This window comes from Pseudoalteromonas sp. SCSIO 43101, from assembly GCF_023650775.1.
GTDB classification, from domain to species: Bacteria; Pseudomonadota; Gammaproteobacteria; order Enterobacterales; family Alteromonadaceae; genus Pseudoalteromonas; species Pseudoalteromonas apostichopi.
In genome coordinates, this window is sequence record NZ_CP072674.1 from 744617 (window position 1) to 770729 (window position 26113).

Here is a 26113-nt window from a genome sequence, read left to right on the forward strand (position 1 = left end):
CCGAAAACAAAACTAGAAGCTGGCCGGGGTCGCCCCCGACCATGGATTAGAAGGTCTTAGTTAAGACCTACTTTTACCCAACCTGCTGTCCAGTCTGTTTGCGCATCCATTGCACCGATGTAATCTACTTGGTCGAAGAAGCTATTTAGGCTTGAAGCATCGGAACCGCTACCAAGTAATGCTGATTCTGCACTTGGTTGATAACCGTTGTCGCTAAGACCTAACATCGCTGCGTCCATAATAGAGTTACCTTCTTGGCCTTCGAACCAAGATTGAACATTACCAGTACCAATTGCTTGGCTTGAGAAGTTGTTATCTGCTGCACATGCAACCACTGAGTGACTGATAGTCAGTGAGCCATCTTCAGCGCGTGGAGCTGAATCTGCGCCAACTCGTAAGCAGTTTTTATAACCTTCACCACCTGTCACTACTACATTTTTAAGCATACCCGCAGTACCTGCACGTAAACGGATACCGTTTACACCATCTGCACCGATGATAGTTACGTTAGAGATAGTAGGTGTTGTTAAAGGTGATGCATCTGAATCAAACTCTGAGTTATCAGCTTCAATTGCATTATCACCTTCTGAAGAAGACTGTTTGATTAATACGTATTGTGCATTACCAGTCCAACCGAATGACCAATCAAGAGAATCATCACCAATGTTTGTCAGTACTAAGTGGCTAATGCTTGCAGTACCACCAAAGAACTCAACACCGTCGTCAAGGTTTTCGTGAACGTGGATATAATCAAGTTCAGTTTGGCTACCAACGCCAGCTAGTGAGATACCATTAAGCTCATCACCGTTACCTAGTGTTTTACCCGCTTGCTTTACAACAACATACTTAAGCGTACCTGAGTTATCTTCTGGTTGGTTACCACCGAATTGACCTGCATCACCTTCAGCTGCAACACCACAGTTTGCAAGTTCATCTGCTGTTGTTTCACCCACTTGGTCACCACAAGAGTTAGCTGGTGCGTTACCAAGAAGCACTACACCACCCCATTGACCAATACCTGTTTCAGCACCTGTCATATCTTGGATTGATGTCATAACGATTGGTTGAGTTGCTGTACCTACAGCCTCAATCTTAGAGTCACGACGCACAACTAAGAAGTCATCACCGTTTTCACCGATTAGTGTTGTACCAAATTGAACATAAAGAGTTGCACTATCAGTTCGGTCACCACCCACTGCTGTACGACCTTTTAATATCCAGTGAGCATCGTTAGTTAATGTCACGTCAGATGTGAACACAACATCTTGTGCTAACTGATACACTGGCTTATCGGTAATTTGTGGGAAGCTAGCAGAAACATCAGTCGCTAGACCTTGTTCCATTGCGTTAGTGATATCTTCAGGGAAGCTTGGGTTAACAGCAACTGTCCAACCTTCCATCCAGTTATTGTCACCGTCAAATGCACCAATGTAGCTTGTTTTAGTGAAGAATGGGTCAAGGTCTGACGCATCAACACCTGCACCTAATAGCGGAGAGTTTGATTTAGGCGTGAAACCATCTGTTGCTAAGTTTAATGTCGCTGCTGTAAGTGTTTGGTTACCTGTTTGACCTTCGAACCAAGACTGAACATTACCAGAACCAATTGCTTCAGAACCGAAGTTATTGTCTGCACTACATGCTACAACTGAGTTCTCGATAGAAAGCTCACCAGACTCAGCATTTGCTACAGAGTCAGAACCTACACGTAAACAGTTTTTGTAACCTTCAGGGCCTGTCACAACCATGTTACGGATAACACCAGCCGTACCTGCACGAAGACGAACACCGTTTTTACCGTCAGCACCAACAATCGTTACGTTTGAAAGTAGTGGCTTAGTTAATGGTGTAGCGTTTGAATCGAATTCTGAGTTATCTGCTTCGATTGCATTGTCACCTTCAACAGATGATTGTTGGATATATACGTTTTGTGCACGACCTGTCCAACCAAATGACCAGTCAAACGCGTCATCACCAATATCAGTTAGTACAACATTACGAACGTTAACAGTACCACCGAAGAACTCGATACCATCGTCAAGGTTTTGGTGAACCTGGATGTATTCAACTTTTGTTTTAGAACCAACACCAGCGAATGAAATGCCATTTAGCTCATCGCCATTCCCCAATGTTTTACCTGCGTGTTTAACGACAACATAACGAACAACACCCGAGTTGTCTTCTGCATCGTCACCACCAAATTGACCTGCATCACCTTCAGCTGCAACACCACAGTTTGCTAGCTCTTCAGGTGTTGTTTCACCTTGTTGGTCACCACACGAGTTAGCCGGTGCATTACCAAGTAATACTAAACCACCCCATTGACCGATGCCTGTTTCTGCACCTGTCATATCTTGGATAGATGTCATGGTGATTGGTGCTGTTGTATTACCATTAGCGTTGATTTGTGAACCACGGCGAACAACTAAGAAGTCATCACCTGTTTCACCGATTAATGTAGTACCCGCTTGAACATATAATGTTGCGCTATCAGTACGGTCACCACCGACTGCTGTACGACCGTTTAAGATCCAGTGAGCGTCATTTGTTAATGTTACATCTGCAGTGAAAGTTGTATCTTCAGCTAAACGATACACTGGCTTATCAGTGATTTGTGGGAATTCAGATGAAACGTCTGTCGCAAGACCTTGCGCCATTGCATTTTCAATATCAGTTGGGAAACCGCCATTGATAGCAACAGTCCAACCTTCCATCCAGTTATTTGTTGCGCTAAATGCTCCGATTTGACCATTCGCTAATAATGGTGAGCCTGCTAAAGGCATATAACCATTATCATCTAGCATTAAATCTGCAGGTGTAAGAGTTTGGTTACCGTCTTGGCCTTCAAACCACGCTTGTACAGTACCACCATTAATTGTTTCGCTACCGAAATTATTCGCAGCTGTTTGACAAGCAACAATTGAGTTAGTGATAGTTAGTGAACCGTCTTCTGCACGAGGAACTGAATCAGAACCAACACGTAAACAGTTTTCGTACGTTGCAGGGCCTGTAACGAAAACGTTTTTCAGCATACCTGCAGTACCTGCACGTAGACGAATACCATTGTTACCTTCAGCACCCACGATTGTTACGTTTTCAATGGTAGGGTTAGTCAGTGGTGTAGCGTCTGAATCAAACTCAGAGTTGTCAGCTTCAATCGCGTTATCACCTAAGTTCGCAGCTTGTTGAATGTATACGTTTTTCGCCGTACCAGTCCAACCAAAAGACCAATCTAGTGAGTCATCACCAATACTTGTAAGTACCACGTTGCTTACGTTTACTGTACCACCAAAGAACTCAATACCATCATCTAAGTTTTCGTGTACTTGAATGTAGTCAACAGTTGTAGCAGAACCAACACCGGCAAATGAAATACCGTTTAACTCGTCACCATTACCCAGAGTTTTACCAGCATGTTTAACAACTAAGTATTTCAATGTACCTGAGTTATCATCTGCAACGTTACCACCGAATTGACCTGCATCACCTTCAGCTGCAACACCACAGTTTGCAAGCTCGTCTGCAGTTGCTTCGCCTTCTTGGTCACCACATGAGTTTGCTGGTGCATTACCAAGAAGAACTAAACCACCCCACTGACCGATAGACGTTTCAACATTAGTCACATCTTGAATAGAAGTCATTGTGATTGGTTGGCTTACAGTACCTACCGATTCGATTTGTGAACCGCGACGAACAACTAAGAAATCATCACCCGATTCGCCAATTAATGTAGTACCTTGTTGGATATAAAGAACAGTATTATCTGTACGGTCGTTACCTACCGCTGTGCGACCATTTAAAATCCAATGAGCGTCATTTGTTAACGTTACATCTGCAGTGAATGTCGTATCTGCTTTTAAACGGTAAACTGGTTTATCTGTAATCGTTGGGAATTCTGAAGAAACATCTGTTGCTAAACCTTGTGTTAAGGCATTTTCGATGTCAGTTGGGAAACCAGTTGTCGCATTTTGAGAATCATCACGACCTGACTGATCGCCGCCGTTATCACCATTGTCACCACCATTATCGATGATATTAGTGATGTTATCGCCTTCATTTACAGTGGTGTCGCCTTCTTTAACGACTAAATCACCACCACAACCAGCTAAAGAAACTGCAGCAGCTACCAGACTAACTTTAAATAAGTCAGATAATTTCATTGTTCACTCCGTTAAGATAGATATTTAATTATTGTGTTAGCGCATAAACTCAAGTCACCGAAAAGCACTGAAACTTAATGCTTTTGGGACACTTGAGTTTTAAACTGCGACTACCTTACGGGAGCTGTATGACAAACTAGTTACACTTTAATAAACATAAAATGACAATATTAATTATTTTAAAAAGAGTAAGTTAGTAAACTTTAGGAACGGAAAAAAGCCGCCCGAAGGCAGCTTTGGTGTTGCGATTATAAATGAGTTCTTTTGTACGCTTACCTGTTGAATACCATTTAGAGTAAGGCGGTACGTAATGTTTCGGCGTGCACTTTTTCACGCTTCACATACTTGATCCATTGCTCAGCTAAACGCTGTGACTTTTTGTGTTTTTCCGCTTGCTCAAACGCTAAAATAGAGGCATCAAAGTTTTGTAAATTGTACTGCGCCATACCTAAGGCAACATACACATTCGATTCAAACTCTAAGCCGCCTTTATCTAGGGCTTTACGTGCTGCATCCGCTGCTTCTTCATATTTTTCAAGGTTAATGCTTACCTCTGCAATACGTTGTTCGTATTGACCATGCGTTACTAAATCCGCGGCTTTTGCAAAGTAAGGAAGTGACTTTTCGCTTTCTTTTGCTTGTACCATCGCTTCTGCAACAAAGGCATAGTTTTTCGCTGATTTTTCAGCTATACCGTCTTGCATTGCTTTACTCATCACGTTCGCGGCTTTAAAAGCCAGGCCGTTGTATAAATACACTTGTGATAATTGACGTAAATCTGATTTAGATTTCATGAAACCTTGTTGGTATGCCGCTTCTAAAATCGCTAATTGCTTTTTCTCTGCGCCCGTTTCACCGTACATGCCACCTAACTGAACCCAGTACTCTGGCTTGTTATAAAGCTTAACTAAACGCTCAAGTACCTCGACTACTTTGTCAGACTGATTAAGTGAGTAGTACATAGCACGCTGTAAGATTAGCCAGTTTTCTTTTGGCATTTCGCCCTTGCTGTCGGCTTCTGCGATAGCAAGGTTAATGCTTTCAATGCCTTTTTGGTAATCTTTAAGCTGATAATAAGCTTGAGATTTCAAAACGTAATAAGCATCTGTTTTAGGCTTATCGTTAATCACATCCCACTGCGCTAAGTATTTGATTACCTTTTCGTAATCGCTATTAGCCATCGCAAGTTGCGCTAAACTAAACATGGTGCTTACACGTAATGTTTCTGGGATCGCATCTTCGTTTACTACTTTTTCAAACGACGCAATTGCTTTATCTAGGTCATTTTCGTTGTAGTAAATAAAACCATAGAAATTATGCATCATGGCAATTTCATACGAGTTCATGCTTGAAGAGCGCTCTTGAATACTATCAAGTGCTTCCAGCCCTGCTTTTGCATCACCATCATCAGCCAGCTTTTGTGCACGAGCTAATTGGCTATAGACTTTTTCACGCAGTGCAGGTACTCGTTTGGTTTTTTGCTCTTCAGCATAGGCGGTAGCAATTGTTACACCTGGCAACATGCTAACAACGCTTGGGATTACCAGGCTGCTTGTGAAAGCAGCCGCGCAAATCACGGCAACTTTTAAAGGTTTCATAATCGCATTCCTCTTTTCTAACCGTTAATTTGGAAAGAAATTTTGTTCTGTACGCCCGCTACTTCAACAGCTTCACCGTTAACAACGCGCGGTTTATATTTAAATTTAAGTGCTGCATCCATCGCAGCGCGGTCAAACAGTGATTCAGGCTCAGCTTTAATAACTTTCGGGTCACGTACTGTGCCTTGCTTGGTTACTGTAAACTCAACAATCACATAGCCTTCAATACCACGCGATAAAGCTCGGCGCGGATAAACAGGCGCTACTTTTACAATCGGTAGGTATTCACCGTCGCTTGATTCAAGCGCTAAGCCACCCGCTAAGTTAACGTCTGCTTCAACGCTAGCACCAAAGTCAAAGTTGGCATTGCTCGCGTTAGGATCACTATTTTGCATTTGCGGTGATTCCATTGGCGGAGGTGGCTCTTTTGGCGTTGGTGGCTTTTGCGGTTTACGTTCTTTCTTTTGCACTGTCTCTTCTTTTTTCAGACGAACAAAATCAAGTACGTTTCCTTTTACGGGCTCAGACATGGCCCCTTCACCACCGGTGATCAGTGCCTGCATGCCTAAAAACAGCATGACAGTCACGATACCAGCGATGATTAATGCAACTATATAACGCATCGCTCACATTCCTTATGATGCTTCTTGCGCAGCAATCGACACATCAAATGCGCCAGCAGCTCGCGATGCATCCATAACTTTGATAAGTACATCAGTTGTGGCTTTCTTATCAGCTTGAATAACCACGCTACCTTGTGGATTTTCAGCTTTTAAGCGCTCGATATTTGCTTGTACTGCACGGATATCTACTTGGCGTTTGTTGATCCAAATTTCACCTTTGTCAGAAATAGCAACTAAGATGTTGGCACGCTCTTTTTTAACTGCAGTTGCTGCTTCCGGACGGTTAACATCAATACCCGCTTCTTTGACAAATGATGCTGTTACGATGAAGAAGATAAGCATGATGAAAACAACGTCTAGCATTGGCGTCATGTTGATTTCTTCTGCGTCGTCTTCTTGAAATAAGTTACCTAGTGGCGCTCTCATTGTTAGTCTCCTAGTGGGTGATGTGTAACATCACCCTAAAATTCGTTTAGTGGTCTAAGACCATGTTGTCTTCAAGTAATTGCACTTCACGTTTTGCTCGACGTTGTAAGAACGTTGATGCGAATACCCCTGAAAGTGCACCCACCATACCGGCCATGGTTGGAATAGTGGCTTTAGACACCCCTGATGCCATCGAACGAGCACTGCCTGTGCCTGTGATTGCCATTACATCAAATACTTCGATCATGCCGGTTACGGTACCTAACAGACCTAAAAGTGGACATAACGCAACCATTACGTTAATTAGCGCAAGGTTATTATTTAGTTGCATGCCAGCGCGTGAAATCATCGCTTGGCGAATTTGCTCTGCGTTCCAGCTGTTACGCTCTGCTCTATTGCTCCAAGTGCTCTTTACGTCTTTCTTGTAGCGTTTAAAGCCGCCAAAGAAATACATAAAACGCTCAAGTATCAATAACCACATCGCGAAGATGAGGACCCCGATGACCAAGAGAACTTGGCCACCTGTGTCGAGGAAATCACGTAGAGCATTGATTGCATCAATCAATAGCACCATGATTTATGCTCCTTTCTCGCTTCGTTCTGCGATAATACCTGCGCTTTGCTCTTGTAAAATCAACAACATATTTTTAGAACGCGTGTTAAGAAGTGTGTATAAGAATACTGTTGGGATAGCCACAACCAGACCAAGTACAGTTGTTACAAGTGCCTGAGAAATACCACCCGCCATTAGTTTAGGGTCACCTGTACCGAACAAAGTAATAGCTTGGAAAGTGTTAATCATACCCGTTACCGTACCTAGTAGACCAAGTAGCGGGGCTACCACAGAGATAATCTTAATTAGCGTCAGGTTACGGGTTATTTTCGGCATTTCACGAATGATTGCTTCGCTTAATTTTAGCTCAAGTGTGTCGTACGCTACATCTGGGTACTGATCTTTCACTTTCATTACACGGCCAAGTGGGTTGTCATCACGTGCAACGGTGTCTTTAAGCTGACGACGGATTTTGCTACCCATAATCATCAGTGATACAAAGCGCTCAAGTGCGATGAGTAGAGCAATTAGACCAACACCTAAGATGATATAACCTACAGTACCACCTTGGTGAACTTGCTCTTCAGTGTCAGGAGCTTGTACTAAAAGACCTAAGATAGAACCACCTGTTGGGTCAAGAGCGAACTGAACAACACCCGAATTTGCTTGTTGCAGATCAGTAGCAGTTGCTGTGTAACGGCTGCTTGGCTGACGTGTAAGCTGGCTGATTGTATTCGTAGCAGGTGTGTACTCTAGGTATTTACCGTCTGCGATTAAGTTAAATGCACCAACACGCACCACTTCTTTTTGTGCTTTGCTGCCACCTTCAACGATAACATCAGTTGTAAAGCGTGATACTTTACCTTGTTCGGTCATTTCACGTTGTAATTCAAACCATACTTTTTCGATATCATCGATTGAAGCAAGCTTTGACGTTGAACCCATTTTTTGTGCCAGCTCATCCATGAAGTTACTGCGTCCAGGTAGCTCTGCAGAAACAACTGACGTCATAAATTTGTTACTTGAATCACCCGCGACTTGTTGTAACACACCGAAAAGTTCCTTAAGTGAACCCATACGGTTTGAAAGCGTGTCAGTTAAGTTAGCTAGCTTTACTTCATTTTCTTCAAACTGAGTTTCTAAGCGCTCTGACTCATTTAACATTGCAGTACACTTTGCTTGTGTATCTTTAAGCATTTGTACTTGTTCGTTTTGACGCGCCATGAACTCTTGTTCACGTTGTTTATTCTCAGCGCTTTGCTGTGCGTTACCTTGCTCTAATGTTTTTAGTAATGAATCTAAATCCATTGGCTCAGCCGCTAGGCTGCTACCAGCAAAACCAAGGCCAGCTGCAAATACGGCCATTTTTGTCATTTTCGTTAATAATTTCATCTCAAACCTCTTATTCAGCAGCGTGGACTGGCAGTGTTAACATATCTGGGGCAAGTTGCTTACGAGCAATGCGTAAACCTTTGTTAATTTGGCTGATTGCAGAATCTGGTAACTCAACAAACGATTTTGTTTCTTTATCCCAGCTACCTGCTTTTTTGCCGTCGCGTGTTAAATAAATAAGTTCTAAGCGACCAATGCGTAAGAAATCGACTTCGCGCTCTTGACCATCTACATTAAGTAATGATGTATACGCTTCGATAGTGCGACCGTAATCAACCTCTACTTGGTAAGCTTCAAGTAAACGGCGGAATTTTTCACTTGAAGTGATATCTGCGCGGTCCATCATTTCTTTTAATGATGCGATACGTTTGCTTCGTTCTTCAGTTAAGAAAGGCACGTCTAGTGCAACAAATTGTTCCAGGCCCGTGATCATGCGCATCATTAACGGCGTAATTTGACGCTCGATAACTGATACCTGATCCATTGACTCATTTAACGCGTCCATTTCAGCAATTTGGTTGTTTAACTGCTTGGTAAGTTGCGCGTTATAAACAGTTAAGCCTTCAATTTCTTTATTAAGAGCTTTGAATTGTTGTAAACGACCTTGCATTGAATCTGCAATCTTGTCGATTTTAGTTTGTGATTGCGCTGCAGATTTGTTTATCTCGCTGCTTTTATCAATTACTTTATCTAGATCGTTTGCATGTACCGCCGCAGATGCCGCTACAATACCTGCTAAAATCAGTGGTTTAACGCCTTTCATCGCATACACCTTTACTCGTTAAGTTAGCTTAATTTACTAGTGGGGTTGTTTTAATGTGCGAAAGGATAACGGTGAAAAATGACAAGCGTGTTGCGTAAAAAATACAAAATTATGACAGCTGTAACAATTAGTTTATATTGCGCAAAGATAAGGCAAAACTTGCAGGGTTTTGGGAACTAAATATGGGAAACGATCTGTTGATAAGTGCTTTCCCAGTCTAGATAGTTAACAGGGATAGCGTGGTAGTTCCCTTTATTTTCAATAATTAAAGACGGAAAGCCTTGGATAGGTAAGCTTCTAGCTTGGTTTATTTCGGCCATTAATAAAGAATGTATGTTTTCACTTTCAATTTCTTTTATAAATGTGCTTTTTTCTAAACCTATTTGCTCAGCAAGGAGCACAAGTGTGCTTATGTCTGACGGGTTTTGTGCATTTAAGTAATAGGCTTTTTGAATGGCATAAAGCATCTCCTGCTCTTTTTCGTGCTGCCTTGCAACAATCACAGCTCTACATGCTGGGTAAGTAGAGCGACGTGGTTTAGCAGTGTGCCAAAACTCATGATTAAATGGTGTACCAAGTTGCTGCTCAATTCGCAGCCATGTTTGCTGTAAAAACTGTTGCATATCTATAGGCATTGGCTCATCGGAATCAGGAGCAAGGCCGCCCACTCTATATTCAATAGCAAGTTTATCACCAAGGGCTGCTTGAAGCTTTAACCAAGTTTCTCTATAGCCCCAACACCAACTACACATAGGGTCGTAAACATAAATTAACCTTGCCATTTAGCTTATCTCGGTTAAATCAGAAACCACGACATTACGCCCTTTTGCTTTAGCTTTATAAAGGTTGTCATCAGCTTGTTTAATCGCTTTACTAAATTGACTACCACGTTCTAGGCTGGCAATTCCGATACTACATGTGATTGTCACAGACTGCCCAACATCGAAGGGGATCTGTTTTTGAGCGACATAACTACGCAGCTTTTCGGCCACGGCATGAGCTATATTGAGTCCAGCTTTAGGCAGTAAAATAATGAATTCTTCGCCACCATAGCGCGCTTTAATATCTGTGCCACGTAATTTATCATGCATCATAGAGGTAAACGCTATTAATGCCTGATCACCAAAATCATGGCCATAACTATCGTTAATTGATTTAAAGTTATCTAAATCAATTAATAATATCGACATCGGTAAATAGTTAGCCGCTTCGGCTTCAAGACGAGGCTGAATATGCTCATAAATATAACGACGATTCGCAAGGCCAGTAAGTGGATCTGTCAACGCATCGCGCTTTTCTATTAAGGTAATATCAGCAATTTTTTGATGGCTTTTTTGTCTAAAGTATTCGCTAATCGCAGAAAACAATATCACCATTGTGAAAGAGGCTATAAAGCGTGAGGTTTCAACTTGCCCATAATGCGCTTGACCAAAATTAGGGGTAAATAACAAAGCAACCGCACTGCTATACATAATAATAACCAATACACTGCCAACTTTTAAACCTAAGGTGACATAAGCCACAATAGGGTAAAACATCAGCCAATATAAAGCGGTATTCTCTTTGCCACCGGTATATACCAATGCCACGCAGAGCAACAGAATAATAGACAATATAATGCAACTAACAGACACCAAAGCGCCAGTGCGAAAGTAATAAAACATGCACAGCACAATAGTCACATCACTGACCACTAACATAATAGTTAACGGTAAGGCATAAATTTGATAGTTAGATAATACTAAGGATGTGATTAATACAATGGCAAAAAAAGCCATTGTAAACAGCGTGAAGGCACGGCGTTGTTTATCCGCCGTGTCGACACTATTTAAATTAATGGCATTAAGCCAGTTTTGATCCAAAATTGCAGTCTCTTAAAACTAAACTTTAAATTTAAGTACCAATTTTTCAAGCTCATAGAACTGGGCTTTTAATTTTGTACACTCATTCAAGGTGTTATTAAGATTACTCTTACCTTGATTAGAAAGCTCACTAATTGAGTGTATATCACTGTCTAAACTTTGAATTACTTGGTTTTGCTCTGTGGTGGCATTCGCTACACTGTGGTTCACTTCATCGATTGATTCGATAGCACGCGTCACCTCAGCCATTTTATCACCCGCTACATGAGCTTGTTCAACACTCTTTTCGCTGTCACGAATACTTGCAGTCATTACTTCAACCGCAGACGCAGAGCCTTGTTGTAACTGAGAAATAGTGTCTTCTATTTCTTGCGTTGATTGCTGTGTTCGGTGTGCTAGTTGCCTAACTTCGTCAGCAACAACCGCAAAACCTCGACCAGCTTCACCTGCGCGGGCCGCTTCAATAGCAGCATTAAGCGCTAATAAATTAGTTTGCTCACTTACACCTTTAATCACTTCAAGTACTTGACCAATGCTTACAGTGTGCGCATCTAAACTATTAATCGTTTTTTGTGCTTGCTCCATATTACGAGACAAGGCATTTATAGCAGTTAAGTTATCAGCTAACGCAGATTGGCTTTGTAGTGACTGGCTATTCGCACTGGTCGCAAGGCTAGATGCATTACTTGCACTATTTGAGATTTCTACCGCGCTAGAGGTAAGTTCGTTGATTGCGGTTGCAACGTTGTCAGTACGTTTTGTTTGGTCTGCATACATATCGAGCGTACCTTGAGTTTGGTTCACTAAACTTTCAACTAAACGCTCAAGCTCAACAGTGGTATTTTTAACTTGCTCAATTGATGTATGAATTTTTTCGATAAAAGCATTGAAGTAATGACTTAATTCACCAAATTCATCATTGTTTTCGACCTCAAGACGACGGGTTAAATCACCCTCACCTTGTGCGATATCCTTAATTGCATCGTTTAGGCGCTGCATTGGACGCATTAAATAACGAAGTAAGAACTGCATCATTAATACAATAGCAGCTATACCCATCAGCATATATATGGCCGCCATATTTCTAAATGACGCGACCGATGAATAGGCAATTTCTTCGTTGATCACCACACCAAGATACCAATCAACGTTTTGAATTCCTTTAATTTTGGTAAACGACACTAATTTATCTAAGCCACCAACTTGTACTTCTACAAACTCAGATTGTAACGATAGGCTTTTACCGAATAAATCGCGCATGTTTTTGTCGTTAAACTTAGTTTCTGGGTGACTTAAAATGCGGCCTTCACTATCAAGTAAGAAACCATAACCAAAACCTAAAAAGTCAATTTCGTTAACTATCTTAGTAATGGTTTTCATATCAATATCGGCACCTGCAACACCGCTAAACACACCATTTGCTTGCATAGGGGCTACAGCCGAAATAGTCAGCTCATTGGTTGTTACATCAATATAAGGGGCAGTAAAAGCAGTGTTAGTTTTGTTTTCAACAAGTTTGTACCACGGGCGTGTCGTAGCATCGTAGTCAGGCGGTAACACAACCGATTGGTCATTCAATACAAATGTGCCATCAGTGATACCTATATATGTGTTTTTAAAGTTACCAGCTTTGTCAGCTGTGTTGAGCTGTGTAAGTGTTAGCTCTTTGCTGTCACCAAGTTGATAGGTGTCTGCAACTGACGAAACAATCGCTAACTTGGCATTTAACCAGTTCGCTATATTTTGCGACACTGACTGAGAAATCTCTTGCAGCACAAGCGAAAGCTGCTCCTGCGTTTGGCTGCGCATAGAGATGAAGTTATTAATGGTGAATAAACCGAGCACTATCACTAAAACCAGTGATGCAGCCACAGTTACCTTGGTGGTAAATTTAAGAGTGCTTTGCATGACAAACCTGTTTGTTATTTTTTTCGTTGTTAGCCTCATTATATTTAACAAATTTAAAGCTCTTTGTCTTATAAAATTAAGCTAAAACTAGAAAAACGTTCCTTTTATTAAAGTACGCTTTCTTTGAAAATCAATTACTTTGTTAACGGCAGCCAATTCCACTTCTTAAGTCGCATTAATAAAAAAGCAGCAAAAACCAATTGGAACGTTCCTAAACAGATTTGATTTAATCGCCCTTGAATACGTATTCATTAAATCATTTTGTCATCTAAATTTGTTCCTGGTAGCAAATAAATGGCATAAAAAAACCCCGCAAATCTGTGCGGGGCTTTTATTAGAAAGTACTTTTAACCGATGCGCTGTTTCCAGCTATCAGCTAAACGCACAACGTTTAAGCCATACCAAGCGATAAATCCATAACAAATCACTGGTACGAAGAAGCTTTGTTGTATGTTAACTGTATCTGCAACCACACCTTGTACTAATGGTACTAATGCACCACCTACAATAGCTAAGCATAACCAACCCGAACCTTTACTGGTGAGTGAACCTAAACCTTCAATAGCTACAGAGAAAATAGTTGGGAACATAATTGAGTTAAATAAACCAATCGCAAGTACAGAGTAAAGTGCTAAGTCACCTTCAGTGAAAATAGTCACTAACAGCAGTGCAATAACCATCATGGCATTAAAGAATAACGCTTTTGATGGTGCAATCTTCTGAAGAGCTGCAGAACCAATAAAGCGACCAACCATTGCACCGCCCCAGTAGTAAGCAATTAAGCTTGCAGCTGCATGCTCTTCAAGGCCAGCAATATGCTCTTCTCCGAAGTAGTTTACCAAGAAACTACCAATAGAAACCTCAGCACCTACGTAACAAAAAATACCTACCACACCCATCATTAAATGTGGTGCTTCTTTCAGGCTGTGGCCTTTCGCTTTACAGTCTTGCTCTTCTGTGTGCTCTGCAATCACTGGTAGTTTAAAGAATGCAAATACAACAGCAATAGTTAATAGCGCTGCTGCTAACATAAGGTAAGGCACTTTTACTGATTCAGCAGTTGCCGCATTTGCAGCTAAAGTACCCGCTGTACCGAAGAATAAAATACCACCTACATATGGTCCAACCGTTGTACCTAGGGAGTTAAGTGCTTGAGCAAGATTTAAACGCGACGACGCTGTTTTTTCAGGGCCTAACGCCACAACATATGGATTAGCTGACACCTGTAATACGGTAACACCCGCTGCTAGTACAAATAATGCACCTAAGAACAGCCAGTACTCATGCACTACAACCGCAGGATAAAATAACATACAGCCAATTGATGCCACGACTAAGCCTGTTAGTACGCCATTTTTATAGCCAAGTTTTTTAACCAACATACCCGCTGGTAGCGAAACAATAAAGTAAGCACCAAAGAAACAAAACTGAACCAGCATTGCCTCTGTATAGGTTAAATCGAATACCCCTTTTAAGCGCGGGATCAACACATCATTTAAAACTGTAATGAAACCCCACAAAAAGAATAGGGTTGTCATTGCCGTCAGTGGTAGCAGGTAATTTTTATTTTGCTGCGAACCATCGGCGACAAACGATTGGTTTGTATTTATTTCACTCACGTGGTTTTCACTCCGTTAACAAGTTACCTTTGATTCTACACATTGAAGTAAAAATAGCACAAAGATTTACTAGGAACGTTCCAATATTTCTATTTCCTGCTATAGTTGCAAGATGAACACAGATTTATTGATAGACCATGGCCACAGTTAACTTTAAAAGCTCTGCTTTTCTTAAGCAGCATATCCAAGATACGCTTGCTTTTTATCACCCACACTGTGTTGATTATTCAGCTCATGGCTTAGCGGGCTTTTATCAATTTTTTAAAAATAATGGCGCGATTTACGATAAACACACTCGCCATTTAGTATCGAGTACACGCTTTGTTTTTAACTACGCAATGGCGTACATCGAGTTCAAAGACCCTGAATATTTAAGCCTCACTAAACATGGTTTAGCCCACCTTGAACATGCCCATAAACAAGCATCCGGTGGTTACGCTTGGCTTATAAAACAAGATAACAACGGCAAAGTGAGTGTTTTAGACGATACCAACCATTGTTATGGGCTTGCCTTTGTAATGCTTGCCAATGCAGTTGCTTTAAAAGCTGGTGTTAGCGACTGTAAAAATACTATCTCACAAGTATGGGATTTATTAGAGCAACACTATTTTGAACCAAAGTATAATGCCTATTTAGATGAACAAAATGCCGATTTTAGCTGTGCAGATGAGTATCGAGGGCAAAATGCCAATATGCATTTATGCGAAGCTCTTCTCATGTGTTTTGAAGCAACATATGAACAGCGTTATTTAGAGCGCGCGAAAGAGCTAGCCAAAACTTTCACAGTTAAACTAGCAGCATACAGCCAGCAGTTTGTGTGGGAGCACTACTCTAAAAACTGGCAAATTGATTTAGATTACAATAAAGATGACCCGCAGCATTTATTTAGACCATGGGGCTTTCAACCTGGACATCAAACAGAGTGGGCAAAACTGTTAATTATTTTGAACCGCCACATTGATGAACCTTGGCTGGTGACTAGGGCGAAAAGCCTTTTTGATGAAACTCTAAGCATTGCATGGGATCAGCAACATGGGGGCATTTTCTATGGCTTTGCACCAGACAAACAAATTTGTGATAGCGATAAATACTTTTGGGTGCAGGCCGAATCACTAGCCGCAGCAGCCCTACTCGCTGATGCCACAAATGATGAAAGCTATTGGCAATGGTACGAAAAAATTTGGCAGTACAGTTGGCAACATATGGTAGATCACCGATATGGTGCTTGGTACCGTATTTTATCAGCAGAAAATCTGCCTTACAGTGACGAAAAATCGCCAGCAGGCAAAACCGACTATCATACTATGGGTGCCTGCTACGAAGTATTAAGAACCTTAACCTTGAGGAATGCATAATGAGTTTAGTGTGTTTTGGCGAAGCATTAATCGACTTTTTATCAGATGGTAAACAACCTGAATCATTTACTAAATACGCAGGTGGCGCACCTGCCAATGTGGCTGTTGCAGCTGCAAAACTAGGCCTAAACACCAGCTTTTGTGGCATGTTAGGCGATGATATGTTTGGTCACTTTATTAAACAAGAGCTTGACCAACATGCGGTAAACACTGATTACTGTACATTCACTGATGCTGCTAAAACAGCGCTGGCGTTTGTATCACTCGATGAAAGTGGCGAGCGCTCGTTTAGCTTTTATCGCCCACCAGCAGCTGACTTACTGTATCGCGTAGACGACTTTGACCATGCAATGTTCGCAAGTCACGCTATTATGCATGTATGCAGCAACAGTCTCACTGAGCACAACATCTATCAAACAACTATTTATGGCTTAACTCAGGCGAAAAAAGCCGGTGCAATTTGTAGTTTTGATATGAATCTACGCGAAAACCTATGGCCAAGCATGCGCCATACGCTAGATAGAATGTGGCATGTTATTTCACTGGCAGATATCGTCAAACTATCATTTGAAGAACTTGAGTTTTTAAATCAAAAGAGCCATCAAGCAATGCCACTGGAACATACCATTGATACCATTTTAAAGGCAGGTGTAACTTGTTTGCTTGTTACCAATGGCGGTGAAGCAATCAGCTTTTATCATGCTGACTTTAAAGGCCAAGTAAGTCCACCTGCTACAAAAGTGGTTGATACCACTGCCGCAGGCGACGCTTTTATTGGCGGTATGCTGTCTAGAATTGGTCAGCACTGTGAAAACAAACAAAGCTTTAAAGAGTTTTGCCAAACGCAAGCTAATATTGAACAAACTATTGCTTACGCTGCTAAAGCCGGCGCTTTTGCTGTAAGCCGTTATGGTGCCTTTGCATCATTACCTAGCGGCGAAGATCTTCTATAACCACTCATAATTGCTTACAAATCTATTAAGCACTCTAGTGGAGAGTGCTTAAATTTCATGGTATGTTTTTCAACTAATTAAAGAAAAAGGAATTCATCCTATGAATAATAAGCTTCTAGCTGGGGGCGCGATTGCCATTGTTGCAGGTGCGTTGTTGTACTCACAAAACAAAGCCAGTGTTGATGTAGATTTACCTGAGCTTGCTTATGTACCAGCAGATACGGCGGTTTTTTATGGTCAACTTAAGCCGTTTCCGTACAGCAAGTATTTTGCGCTTATGCCAGATGCAATGAAAGGTACTAGCGATTTAACGCCCGTTATTGCTGAGCTTAAAACAGTTGATGATAAGAATGCCCTATTCCTTGCATCACTGATGGAAAAATACCAGCAATCACTGAGCTCTTACGATGCCTTTAAATCGATTTGGGGCTTTGGTGACGACTACAAAGGGATGATGTATGCGCAAGGTTTAATGCCTATTGTGCGCTTTCAGGTCGCAGATCAAAGCAGTATTATCAATAGTATTAAACAAGCTGCTGATGAAGCAGGTATTGCTTATACAACAGAAAGCCTTGAAGGCGTTAGCTACACGCGCTTTGCCATTGAACTTGAAGGGCTAGATAACTTCAACCTAATAGCATCAGCTCACAACAATTGGGCTACCTTAACGCTGACTACCTCGCTTTCTAACGATCAAGACTTACGTATTGCCCTTGGCGTAGAAAAACCAGCTCAATCACTGGCTGAGACTAAAAAACTACCTGAGCTTATTAAAACTTTCTCGCTTGATGGTAACTCGGTTGGCTTTGTCGATCATCAACGCATCGCCAATGCTGTAACAGGCAAAGAAGACTCTCGTTTACACCAGATGCTAAAAGAGCTTCTTGATAAAGCGCAGCAATCAAATGTCTTAGCAGCGATTTCAACACCACAGTGTCAAGATGATATTGCTGCTATTGCCGCTAAATGGCCCGCGACAGTATCAGGCACAACAAAAACACGTATTACAGCCGACTACGCCGACTTTGACGTAAAAGCAGTGCTGCAAAGCACTGATCAAGACTTACTTAATACTTTACAAGCCGTGCGTGGTTTTGTACCAAAACACACCACACAGCTTGATGGCCAAATGATGAGCGTTGCTTATGGTATTGATGTAGCAAAAGTACTGCCACTGGCCAATACGCTAACCGGTGCAATTAAATCAGCTGAGTTTAACTGTGGCCCGATTGTCGCACTACAAAATGAAATGCAAGATGTGAGTACTGCTGGACTTGCTATGCTGTCGGGTTTTGCAAATGGCGTACAAGGCATGAGTGTAAGCGTTCAAGATGCTGCATTTACCATTGATGACTACAACGGCCCACAAATTGATAAGCTTGATGCCATCGTTACTCTATCTGCAACCGATGCCCATGGCCTTTATTCTATTGCGCAAGGTTTTGTACCGCCACTTGCTAACATTAAACTGCCAGCCAATGGTGATGCTGTGTTGATCAATGAATACATTCCATCGCCAGTGCCACTTAACTTTGATATTAAAATGGCGCTGAAAGGCAATCATATTGTGGTTTTCACGGGCGATAAATCAGCACAAATTGCCGAGACTTTAGAGTCGCAAAGTGTCACTAAAAATGGCTTTGTGAACATGGCATTCGACGTGCAAAAAATCCTATTACCTTTGCTTGATACGATTGCTGCAACGGGTCAATTATCTGATGAAGAAATGGCTGAGCTTGATACGCTACGCGACCAACCTGTCGGTGTTTATTTTGCCACAGACATTACCGACAACGGTATTGGCCTTGAAAGTAACGTACAAATTACTAAAAAGTAGTTTTGAGTTTGAATCTAAAAAGAGCGTTATTTAGCGCTCTTTTTTTGTTGCCATTTAAGTGAGTTGTTGGTGTCTCGACTATTGCAAATGGTGTCGTTTGAACTCTCAATACCACCGAGCTTTGCAAGTCGGTCGTACAGCACAACATTGCAGGTTGCGGCTAGGTTCATACAGCCTATGGTTGGCACATACACTACTTCATCACACCATTTCAGCACGTCTTTACTAACCGAGCCATCTTCAGGGCCAAACACATAAAATGCGTTTTCAGGGTGCTTAAATTCAGGCAGCGGCGTTGCACCTTCAACAAGCTCAATCACCACCGTTGTGGCACCTTCAGGCTTTGCTTGCTCAAGGCTTTCAACTTGCGTTAGTGGAATATGCTCAAGCACATTTTTGGTATCGGTGTGATACTTATTGGCACGTAAATAGCGGCTACCAGTAAAAAACACCTGCTTGGCATTGTAACAACCCGCGGCACGTAATACGCCACCCACATTGGTTGGGCTTTTTGGGTTTAACAAGCCAATGCTGGCTTTAAGGGCGCTCATTAATCAATGTCTCTAGTTGGCCACTCGGCCACGTAAAGGTCAAAGTCATCTAGGTCAACATCACAGTCTTTAACTGTTTTGTCACGCACCGAAATACCTAGCTCATGCATCATGTCTTTACTGCCACCGTTCAGTAGCGGGTGCCAAGACGCAAGACCACGTCCTTCGTAAAGGCGGCGGTAGCTACAGCTTTGCGGCATAAAAAAGATGTCTTTGAGGTTTTCTTTAGTGAGTTTTACACATGAAGGCACCAAGGTTTGACGATTCTCATATTCGCTGCAACCACAGGTGTCGTTGTCTAGGTATTGGCAAACGATATTAGTGAAGATGAGTTCTTCACCCTCGCGAAGTTGATCCGTTGCGGTAAATTCATCTTCGTCTTCGCTGTCGATAAATGTGTTTAAACAACATTTACCACAGCCATCACAAATGGCCTCCCATTCGGGTTGTGACATTTGCTCAAGCGAGCGCTTAAGCCAAAATTGATCTTCTAACATGGTATTACTCAAAGCCCCTAAACAGCGCGCATTCTAGCGTAAAGCCAGCATGCGCGCAAAGTTTAGCGTGTTACTTTTGCTCGTTAACCCAACGCTTAATTTTCTCTTCAAGAATTGGCATAGGTAATGCGCCATCAATCAGAACTTGCGTATGGAAAGCTTTAATGTCGAACTTATCACCAAGCTCTTTGCTCGCGTAGTCACGTAGTTCTTGAATTTTGAACTGACCTAACTTGTACGATAGCGCTTGGCCCGGCCATGCAATATAACGCTCAACTTCGGCGATAATGTCACTTTCGGCCATTGATGAGTTTGCCAACATGTAATCAATACCTTGTTGACGTGTCCAACCTTTCGCATGGAAACCAGTATCAAGCACTAAACGCATTGCACGTAATTGCTCATCTGATAAACGACCGTACCACATGTAAGGGTCAGTGAATAAACCAAGCTCTTTACCTAAGCTTTCTGCATACAATGCCCAACCTTCTGCAAATACCGTGTAGCCACCGAATTTACGGAACAGCGGTAATCCTTCAATTTCTTGTTGCAAGGCAATTTGAAAGTGGTGACCCGGCGCTGCTTCGTGAATAGACAGTGTTTCAAGTAAAAACTTAGGCTGTGCTTTTAAGTTAAAGGTATTGATATAAAAAATACCTGGGCGTGAACCATCTGGTGCTGGCGACTGGTAAGATGCACCCGCAGCAGATTCAGCGCGGAAATCTTCAACTGCTTTTACAACGTATGGCGCTTTTGGCGCAATATCGAACATTTGCGGCAGCTTAGCATCAATTTTTTCTTTTACTGCTTCGTACGCAGCAATTAACTCTTCTGGCGTATCGTAGTAAAACTCATCTGAAGTTCTTAAGTGTTCAAAAAACGCTTTTAAATCGCCTTCGAAACCGACAGTCTCTTTGACTTTTTTCATCTCAGATAAAATACGCGATACTTCGCTTAAGCCAATGTCATGAATTTCATCGGCGTTTAAGCTAAGTGTTGTATGCTGTTTGATTTGATACTCATACCATGCTTTACCATTTGGTAGGTCGCTGTAACCAATGCTTTCACGGGCATTTGGAATATATTCATTAGCTAAAAAGTCAGCCATTTTTTGATACGCCGGCACTAAACGCTCGCTGATCATCGCAGAGTATGCGCTTGTTAGCTGTGCTTTTTGTTCGTCGCTGAAAGACTCAGGTAACTGAGCAATTGGCCCCCAGAATAATGACTCTTCTGGTTTTTCTACAATATGAGTTTGAAATTGTGGTAATAGTTTTTCAGCAAGCGGCTTAGGAAGAACCACTTTGTCTTTCATGCCTTGGCGCATTGATTGCTCAACACTGTCTAACCAAGCGATGAAACCATCAGCACGTTTTTCAAATGCTCGATAATCTTCCACGGTGTTAAAAGGCTGTGCACTTTGCCCAGAACCTAATGCAGCAAAGGTATTATGCGCCCCACCCATTTGGTTAATTGGCATTAAGTAACTTGGAAACTGAGCACCTTCAATCGCAAGGTCTAAATCGCGCGCTAGAATTTCGTAGCTCAATAATGACTGACCCATTAATTGCGCTTTGTCGATATTTGCTAGTTTGTTTTTGTATTCTTTAACAAAGTTAAGCTGCTCGTCGCGGTTTGCTTTACTAATAGGTGCAATAAATTGGTCGTTATATTCGCTACGGCCAATGTAAGTACCGCCAATTGGATTAAACTTTAGGCCTGCTTCAAAGTAGTCTGCTAGTAATGTATCAAGTTGCTCTGTAGCTGAGCTTGCGCTAGGCGCTTGTTTGCTCACCGAAGTGGTTGGTTTTTCGTTTGTTGGCGTTGATTCATTACAACCAAGTAATGCAAACATCACTGCCGAACTAAGTAGTGCTAGTTTTACGTTTTTCATTCTTTCCCTGCCCTTATATTAAGTACGCGTAAATTATGAGGGTTTAGTTCCCTATTTAGCAAGTATAGCCGTAACTTATCGCAGTTTATTTACACTTTGCAGGCTGATTGCTAGAGTGGCGACTCGACTTACCAATTTTGAATAAAAATGAAAAAGACAGTTCTTGCGATTAGCCTAGGCCTTACTTGCCTAACCTCTTTAAATACCCATGCAACAACCTACTTATCGGCAAAAGCCATGGTAGATGTAAATTCAGGTAAACTGATTAAATCACCACTTATTAGTATAGATAATGGTCAAATTACAGCTGTACAAAGCAATAAACAGCCGAATTTAAAAGACGGCGATAAGCATGTTCAATTACCAGAGCTGACTTTGGTGCCAGGTTTAATGGATATGCATGTGCATTTAACAAGCGATCCTACCGTGCCGCGCAGTGAGCGAATTGGTCAATCGATTCCGCGTAAAGCAATCAAAGCGGCGCACTTTGCCGAAAAAACACTGTATGCAGGTTTTACAACGCTGCGTAACTTAGGCGCAGAAGGCTACAGCGTGATTGCAGTTCGCGATGGCATTAACGCAGGCGACATTGTTGGCCCACGTATTTGGGCTGCAGGCCCGTCGTTAGGTGTTACTGGCGGTCACTGCGATAACAACCGTTTGCCACCAGAAATGAAATACACCGCCGAGGGCGTTGCTGATGGTCCATGGGCCGTGCGCGCTAAAGTACGTGAAAACATTAAGTACGGTGCTAATGCCATAAAATTTTGTGCAACAGGCGGTGTATTCTCAAAAGGCACAAAAGTCGGTATTCAACAATATAGCCAAGACGAAATGAACGCCATTGTTGACGAGGCTCATTTACGTGGCCTTACTGTAGCAGCCCATGCGCATGGTACCAGTGGTATTAAAGCGGCCATTGTTGCCGGTGTAGACAGTGTTGAACACGTTAGTTTTGTTGATGACGAAGCCATTAAACTTGCTAAAAAGCACGGTACTTGGTTCTCAATGGATATTTACAACACTGAGTACACCCTAGCCTTTGGTGAACAAAATGGGGTTGCAGAAGAAAACCTCAACAAAGAACGCCAAGTATCTAAAAAGCAACGCGATAGCTTTAGCCGTGCAGTAAAAGCAGGAGTGAACATGGTATTTGGTACCGATGCGGCGATTTACCCACATGGCGATAACGCGAAGCAGTTTTCGCGTATGGTTGAATTTGGTATGACACCACTGCAAGCATTGCAATCTGCCACTATCAACAGCGCTAAACTGCTTAAAGCTGATGATCAACTTGGGCAAATAAAAAGCGGTTTCTTAGCCGATATTATTGCCGTTAAAGGCAACCCGCTTGAAAACATTGCAGTACTTGAAGATGTACAATTTGTTATGAAAGACGGCAAAGTTTTTAAATAAGCTAACATGCTGGCTTTGCATGAGTGAAGTCAGCAACCCTCACTTGTATCTATATCGTAAACAAAATTACCAACCATAAAACCAATTGTTAACAACCTGTGCCTAGAATGAGAAATTACCCAAAACAGATAAATAAAACTTGAAATGAAAATAGATCGCATTATCATTACCGAAAAACTTCGACTAATTACCTATAATGACGACACATAAATACTCAATTTTAGCCCTAGCCTGCTTAAGCGCATTCAATGCAACCGCCAACGATTTAAACTCAGTTGAACGTATTACCGTTTACGATAAACAAAACCGTGTAGTACTTGAATCTGGCCTTGCCACTAAATCAAATATGACCCTAATGGAAACGCCAGCGCCAGTTGTGGTTGTTGATCAAGAGCTTATCAACTCGCAAGGCGCAACAAACTTACAAGACTTAGTACGTAACATCAGTGGTGTAACCCAAGCCGGTAATAACTACGGTATTGGCGATAACTTAGTGATCCGCGGTTTAGGCGCTAACTATACTTACGATGGCATGTACGGCGGTGCAGGCCTAGGTAACACCTTTAACCCAACCCGCTCAATGACCAATGTTGAATCTGTAGAAGTACTTAAAGGCCCAGCAACGGGCTTATATGGTATGGGTAGCGCAGGTGGTGTTATCAATCTGATTGAAAAGAAACCACAATTTACTGAACAGCACACCGTTAATGCTGAGCTTGGTCAATGGGATAGCTACTCACTAGGCTTTGATAGTACAGCAGCATTAACCGACAACCTTGCTTATCGCGTTAACGCAAAAACAGCTCGCAGCGATGGCTACCGCGATTTAAAAGACGACCGTGATGAAATTTATGGCGCGTTAAAATACGTATTAAGCGACAAACAAGACATCATGATTTCTGCCGCTTATATCAAAGATGCCATTGCCGTTGATTCAATTGGCCACCCTATTCGTATTTTTAACAGCGACTCAGTCAATGGTAAAACCGCAGGTGAAGTAACCGCTGCTGATTTAATTAACGACGCAACGGCAAAAGGCCTGCAACTAACCGATCAGCAACGCCAGCAATTAGCAGATTCACTGGCAGCAAATGATGGCTTAACACCTTACACCTTTGGCCATAACGGTATTATCTCGCCAATGGCGAATGATAACGAAGGCGAAGAACTACGCTTTAAATTAACTCATAACTACTTCATTACTGATAATTTATTTTTAAATCAGCAACTACAATACCGTAATTACGAATCGAGCTTTGCCCGCCAAACGGGTGCTTACAACTATGTTTATTGGAACCGTAATGGCGTGATCAATGCTGACCCGCGCGCTCCATTAGTAGTTGATGACGTACTATACCCATTTGCTGCGCGCCGCCAAGAATACCGCCAAGTAGAAGCTGACGAAAAATCATGGCAATACTTTGCTGACTTGCGTTATGACTTTAGCTTTGCTGGTATTGATAACGAACTACTTGTAAACGCCAACTACGAAGACCGCGATATTCGTTTTAAACAATACTCAATTTACGATGCCGACAAAGTCATTAAAAATAAAGATGGAGAGGTTATTTACCAAGGTCAATTACCTTACATTTTTGATATTCGTAACCCGAACTGGGGCGAAGGCAGCTTTTATGATTACGACCCGCTAAAAACCAGCGATTACAACAAAAAGGTTCAAGCTTGGGGTGTAGGTATTCAACATGTTGCCTATATTCACGACACTTTCACAACCCGAGTAGGTGTTGCGTTCAACCGTATTAAACAAAGCTACGAACACTTTGGCGTTGATGCGCGCTACCGCGCTAGTGCCGCCGAGCCAACGCCAGAAGCAGATACATCAGACAGCGGTATGACCTACAACCTAGGTGCAACATACAAACTTAGCGATGATATTTCGTTCTTTGTAAACCACTCTAAAGGTCGCACAGCCTACAGCGTGCTTGGTAGTGTGTCGGGTAACGAAGCTGACCGCGATGACGCAGAATCAGTCAGTAACGACATTGGTATGCGTGTAAAAGCCTTTGACGATCAACTACTGGCCTCACTGGTGGTATTTGATAGTGCTCGTACAAACCTTGAGTATGCCAACCCAGATTATGAAGCCGGTGTATCTGATGCCTCAGTACCAAAAAGCTTTTACGATGGTGAAGAGCAAACCAAAGGTGTTGAACTTGATTTAAATGCCGATTTAAACGAGCAGTGGAAACTTAACGTAAATGCGGTGTATCAAGACGCTCGCGATAAGAAAAACCCTAACTCATCATCTTTCGATACTCGCCAAAAAGGTGTGCCTTATGTAACAGCAAGCAGCTGGTTAAGCTATGACGCTAAATGGTTTAATTTAGCCGAGCCACTGACAATTAGCGCAGGCGTGCAATATGTTGATGACCGCAGCACAAACTCAACCTCGTTTGGTATTCCTGATGGCTACGTACCGAGCTACACGGTGTACGACGCCGCCATTCAATACCAAACAGATGATTGGAAACTACAGTTAAACCTAAATAACTTGTTTAACAAAACCTATTACTCAAAAGCAATGTTCTTAGGCGGTATGCCAGGAGAAGAGCGTAATGCTAAATTAACCTTTAGCTACACACTTTAATTGTGAATAATGAGTAGAAAGCGCGGCTTAAGTAAGCCGCGCTTTTTTGTTTGTTTAGTGCGAGATTTTGATTAGTAACTTGTTTTTGGACAGTAGTGAGT

At 42.0% G+C, this 26113-nt stretch carries 19 protein-coding genes; 5 read left to right on the plus strand and 14 right to left on the minus strand.

The window, feature by feature from the left end:
- Nucleotides 1-56: 56 nt before the first annotated feature.
- The 11 genes from J8Z25_RS20380 to J8Z25_RS20430 all read right to left on the minus strand — a co-directional run bounded on the left by J8Z25_RS20380 (nt 57) and on the right by J8Z25_RS20430 (nt 14901).
- The gene (locus J8Z25_RS20380) at nt 57-4157 is read right to left on the minus strand and encodes a beta-helix domain-containing protein (RefSeq protein ID WP_130052551.1); all 4101 of its coding nucleotides are present in this window, start codon (nt 4155-4157) and stop codon (nt 57-59) included.
- 290 nt (nt 4158-4447) lie between these two features.
- A complete protein-coding gene (locus J8Z25_RS20385; protein WP_130052553.1) occupies nt 4448-5755 on the minus strand; it encodes a tetratricopeptide repeat protein in 1308 nt (435 codons plus the stop codon).
- Between the two features lie 17 nt (nt 5756-5772).
- The gene (locus J8Z25_RS20390) at nt 5773-6378 is read right to left on the minus strand and encodes an energy transducer TonB (RefSeq protein WP_054552071.1); all 606 of its coding nucleotides are present in this window, start codon (nt 6376-6378) and stop codon (nt 5773-5775) included.
- Nucleotides 6379-6390: 12 nt separating this feature from the next.
- Nucleotides 6391-6804, minus strand: a complete 414-nt coding sequence (locus J8Z25_RS20395) for an ExbD/TolR family protein (protein ID WP_063707380.1) — start codon at nt 6802-6804, stop codon at nt 6391-6393.
- A gap of 46 nt (nt 6805-6850) precedes the next feature.
- The gene (locus J8Z25_RS20400; protein ID WP_054552070.1) at nt 6851-7378 is read right to left on the minus strand and encodes a MotA/TolQ/ExbB proton channel family protein; all 528 of its coding nucleotides are present in this window, start codon (nt 7376-7378) and stop codon (nt 6851-6853) included.
- A gap of 3 nt (nt 7379-7381) precedes the next feature.
- Complete coding sequence (locus tag J8Z25_RS20405; protein WP_130052555.1) at nt 7382-8749, minus strand: MotA/TolQ/ExbB proton channel family protein; 1368 nt, start codon at nt 8747-8749, stop codon at nt 7382-7384.
- A 10-nt stretch (nt 8750-8759) separates the two neighbouring features.
- A complete protein-coding gene (locus J8Z25_RS20410; protein ID WP_130052557.1) occupies nt 8760-9512 on the minus strand; it encodes a DUF3450 domain-containing protein in 753 nt (250 codons plus the stop codon).
- A 176-nt stretch (nt 9513-9688) separates the two neighbouring features.
- Entirely contained in the window at nt 9689-10294 is a 606-nt protein-coding gene (locus J8Z25_RS20415; protein ID WP_250662148.1) for a DsbA family protein, read from the minus strand.
- Entirely contained in the window at nt 10295-11374 is a 1080-nt protein-coding gene (locus J8Z25_RS20420; protein ID WP_239976781.1) for a GGDEF domain-containing protein, read from the minus strand. It abuts the gene before it with no gap.
- Nucleotides 11375-11392: 18 nt separating this feature from the next.
- A complete protein-coding gene (locus J8Z25_RS20425; RefSeq protein WP_130052559.1) occupies nt 11393-13282 on the minus strand; it encodes a methyl-accepting chemotaxis protein in 1890 nt (629 codons plus the stop codon).
- Between the two features lie 347 nt (nt 13283-13629).
- Nucleotides 13630-14901, minus strand: a complete 1272-nt coding sequence (locus J8Z25_RS20430) for a sugar MFS transporter (protein ID WP_130052561.1) — start codon at nt 14899-14901, stop codon at nt 13630-13632.
- A 137-nt stretch (nt 14902-15038) separates the two neighbouring features.
- Here J8Z25_RS20430 and J8Z25_RS20435 point away from each other — a divergent pair, with 137 nt between their 5' ends.
- From J8Z25_RS20435 to J8Z25_RS20445, 3 genes are all read left to right on the plus strand, one after another.
- A complete protein-coding gene (locus J8Z25_RS20435; RefSeq protein ID WP_130052563.1) occupies nt 15039-16256 on the plus strand; it encodes an AGE family epimerase/isomerase in 1218 nt (405 codons plus the stop codon).
- A complete protein-coding gene (locus J8Z25_RS20440; RefSeq protein ID WP_130052565.1) occupies nt 16256-17209 on the plus strand; it encodes a carbohydrate kinase family protein in 954 nt (317 codons plus the stop codon). The genes J8Z25_RS20435 and J8Z25_RS20440 overlap by 1 nt, the downstream gene beginning before the upstream one ends.
- Nucleotides 17210-17309: 100 nt before the next feature.
- Entirely contained in the window at nt 17310-19046 is a 1737-nt protein-coding gene (locus tag J8Z25_RS20445; protein ID WP_130052566.1) for a hypothetical protein, read from the plus strand.
- Nucleotides 19047-19072: 26 nt separating this feature from the next.
- Here the strand turns inward: J8Z25_RS20445 and J8Z25_RS20450 are convergent, their stop codons facing one another.
- The 3 genes from J8Z25_RS20450 to J8Z25_RS20460 form a co-directional block, all read right to left on the minus strand.
- Nucleotides 19073-19597: an RNA methyltransferase gene (locus J8Z25_RS20450; RefSeq protein ID WP_054552060.1), complete on the minus strand. Its 525-nt coding sequence runs from the start codon at nt 19595-19597 to the stop codon at nt 19073-19075.
- Nucleotides 19597-20094 carry a YcgN family cysteine cluster protein gene (locus tag J8Z25_RS20455; RefSeq protein ID WP_130052567.1) on the minus strand — a complete coding sequence of 166 codons (498 nt, stop codon included), beginning with the start codon at nt 20092-20094 and terminating at the stop codon, nt 19597-19599. Before J8Z25_RS20455 ends, J8Z25_RS20450 begins: the two co-directional genes overlap by 1 nt.
- Before the next feature lie 70 nt (nt 20095-20164).
- Complete coding sequence (locus tag J8Z25_RS20460) at nt 20165-21988, minus strand: DUF885 domain-containing protein (RefSeq protein ID WP_250662149.1); 1824 nt, start codon at nt 21986-21988, stop codon at nt 20165-20167.
- A 147-nt stretch (nt 21989-22135) separates the two neighbouring features.
- Between J8Z25_RS20460 and J8Z25_RS20465 the strand changes: the two genes are divergently transcribed.
- Nucleotides 22136-23404, plus strand: a complete 1269-nt coding sequence (locus J8Z25_RS20465; RefSeq protein ID WP_130052569.1) for a Xaa-Pro dipeptidase — start codon at nt 22136-22138, stop codon at nt 23402-23404.
- 196 nt (nt 23405-23600) lie between these two features.
- A complete protein-coding gene (locus J8Z25_RS20470; RefSeq protein WP_130052570.1) occupies nt 23601-26012 on the plus strand; it encodes a TonB-dependent receptor in 2412 nt (803 codons plus the stop codon).
- Nucleotides 26013-26113 lie beyond the last annotated feature (101 nt).

Bases quoted from the DNA above. Each gene is read 5' to 3' on its own strand.
- J8Z25_RS20380 (WP_130052551.1), bottom strand. From the start codon at position 4,157: ATGAAATTATCTGACTTATTTAAAGTTAGTCTGGTAGCTGCTGCAGTT.
- J8Z25_RS20385 (WP_130052553.1), bottom strand. From the start codon at position 5,755: ATGAAACCTTTAAAAGTTGCCGTGATTTGCGCGGCTGCTTTCACAAGC.
- J8Z25_RS20390 (WP_054552071.1), bottom strand. From the start codon at position 6,378: ATGCGTTATATAGTTGCATTAATCATCGCTGGTATCGTGACTGTCATG.
- J8Z25_RS20395 (WP_063707380.1), bottom strand. From the start codon at position 6,804: ATGAGAGCGCCACTAGGTAACTTATTTCAAGAAGACGACGCAGAAGAA.
- J8Z25_RS20400 (WP_054552070.1), bottom strand. From the start codon at position 7,378: ATGGTGCTATTGATTGATGCAATCAATGCTCTACGTGATTTCCTCGAC.
- J8Z25_RS20405 (WP_130052555.1), bottom strand. From the start codon at position 8,749: ATGAAATTATTAACGAAAATGACAAAAATGGCCGTATTTGCAGCTGGC.
- J8Z25_RS20410 (WP_130052557.1), bottom strand. From the start codon at position 9,512: ATGAAAGGCGTTAAACCACTGATTTTAGCAGGTATTGTAGCGGCATCT.
- J8Z25_RS20415 (WP_250662148.1), bottom strand. From the start codon at position 10,294: ATGGCAAGGTTAATTTATGTTTACGACCCTATGTGTAGTTGGTGTTGG.
- J8Z25_RS20425 (WP_130052559.1), bottom strand. From the start codon at position 13,282: ATGCAAAGCACTCTTAAATTTACCACCAAGGTAACTGTGGCTGCATCA.
- J8Z25_RS20435 (WP_130052563.1), top strand. From the start codon at position 15,039: ATGGCCACAGTTAACTTTAAAAGCTCTGCTTTTCTTAAGCAGCATATC.
- J8Z25_RS20440 (WP_130052565.1), top strand. From the start codon at position 16,256: ATGAGTTTAGTGTGTTTTGGCGAAGCATTAATCGACTTTTTATCAGAT.
- J8Z25_RS20445 (WP_130052566.1), top strand. From the start codon at position 17,310: ATGAATAATAAGCTTCTAGCTGGGGGCGCGATTGCCATTGTTGCAGGT.
- J8Z25_RS20450 (WP_054552060.1), bottom strand. From the start codon at position 19,597: ATGAGCGCCCTTAAAGCCAGCATTGGCTTGTTAAACCCAAAAAGCCCA.
- J8Z25_RS20455 (WP_130052567.1), bottom strand. From the start codon at position 20,094: ATGTTAGAAGATCAATTTTGGCTTAAGCGCTCGCTTGAGCAAATGTCA.
- J8Z25_RS20460 (WP_250662149.1), bottom strand. From the start codon at position 21,988: ATGAAAAACGTAAAACTAGCACTACTTAGTTCGGCAGTGATGTTTGCA.
- J8Z25_RS20465 (WP_130052569.1), top strand. From the start codon at position 22,136: ATGAAAAAGACAGTTCTTGCGATTAGCCTAGGCCTTACTTGCCTAACC.
- J8Z25_RS20470 (WP_130052570.1), top strand. From the start codon at position 23,601: ATGACGACACATAAATACTCAATTTTAGCCCTAGCCTGCTTAAGCGCA.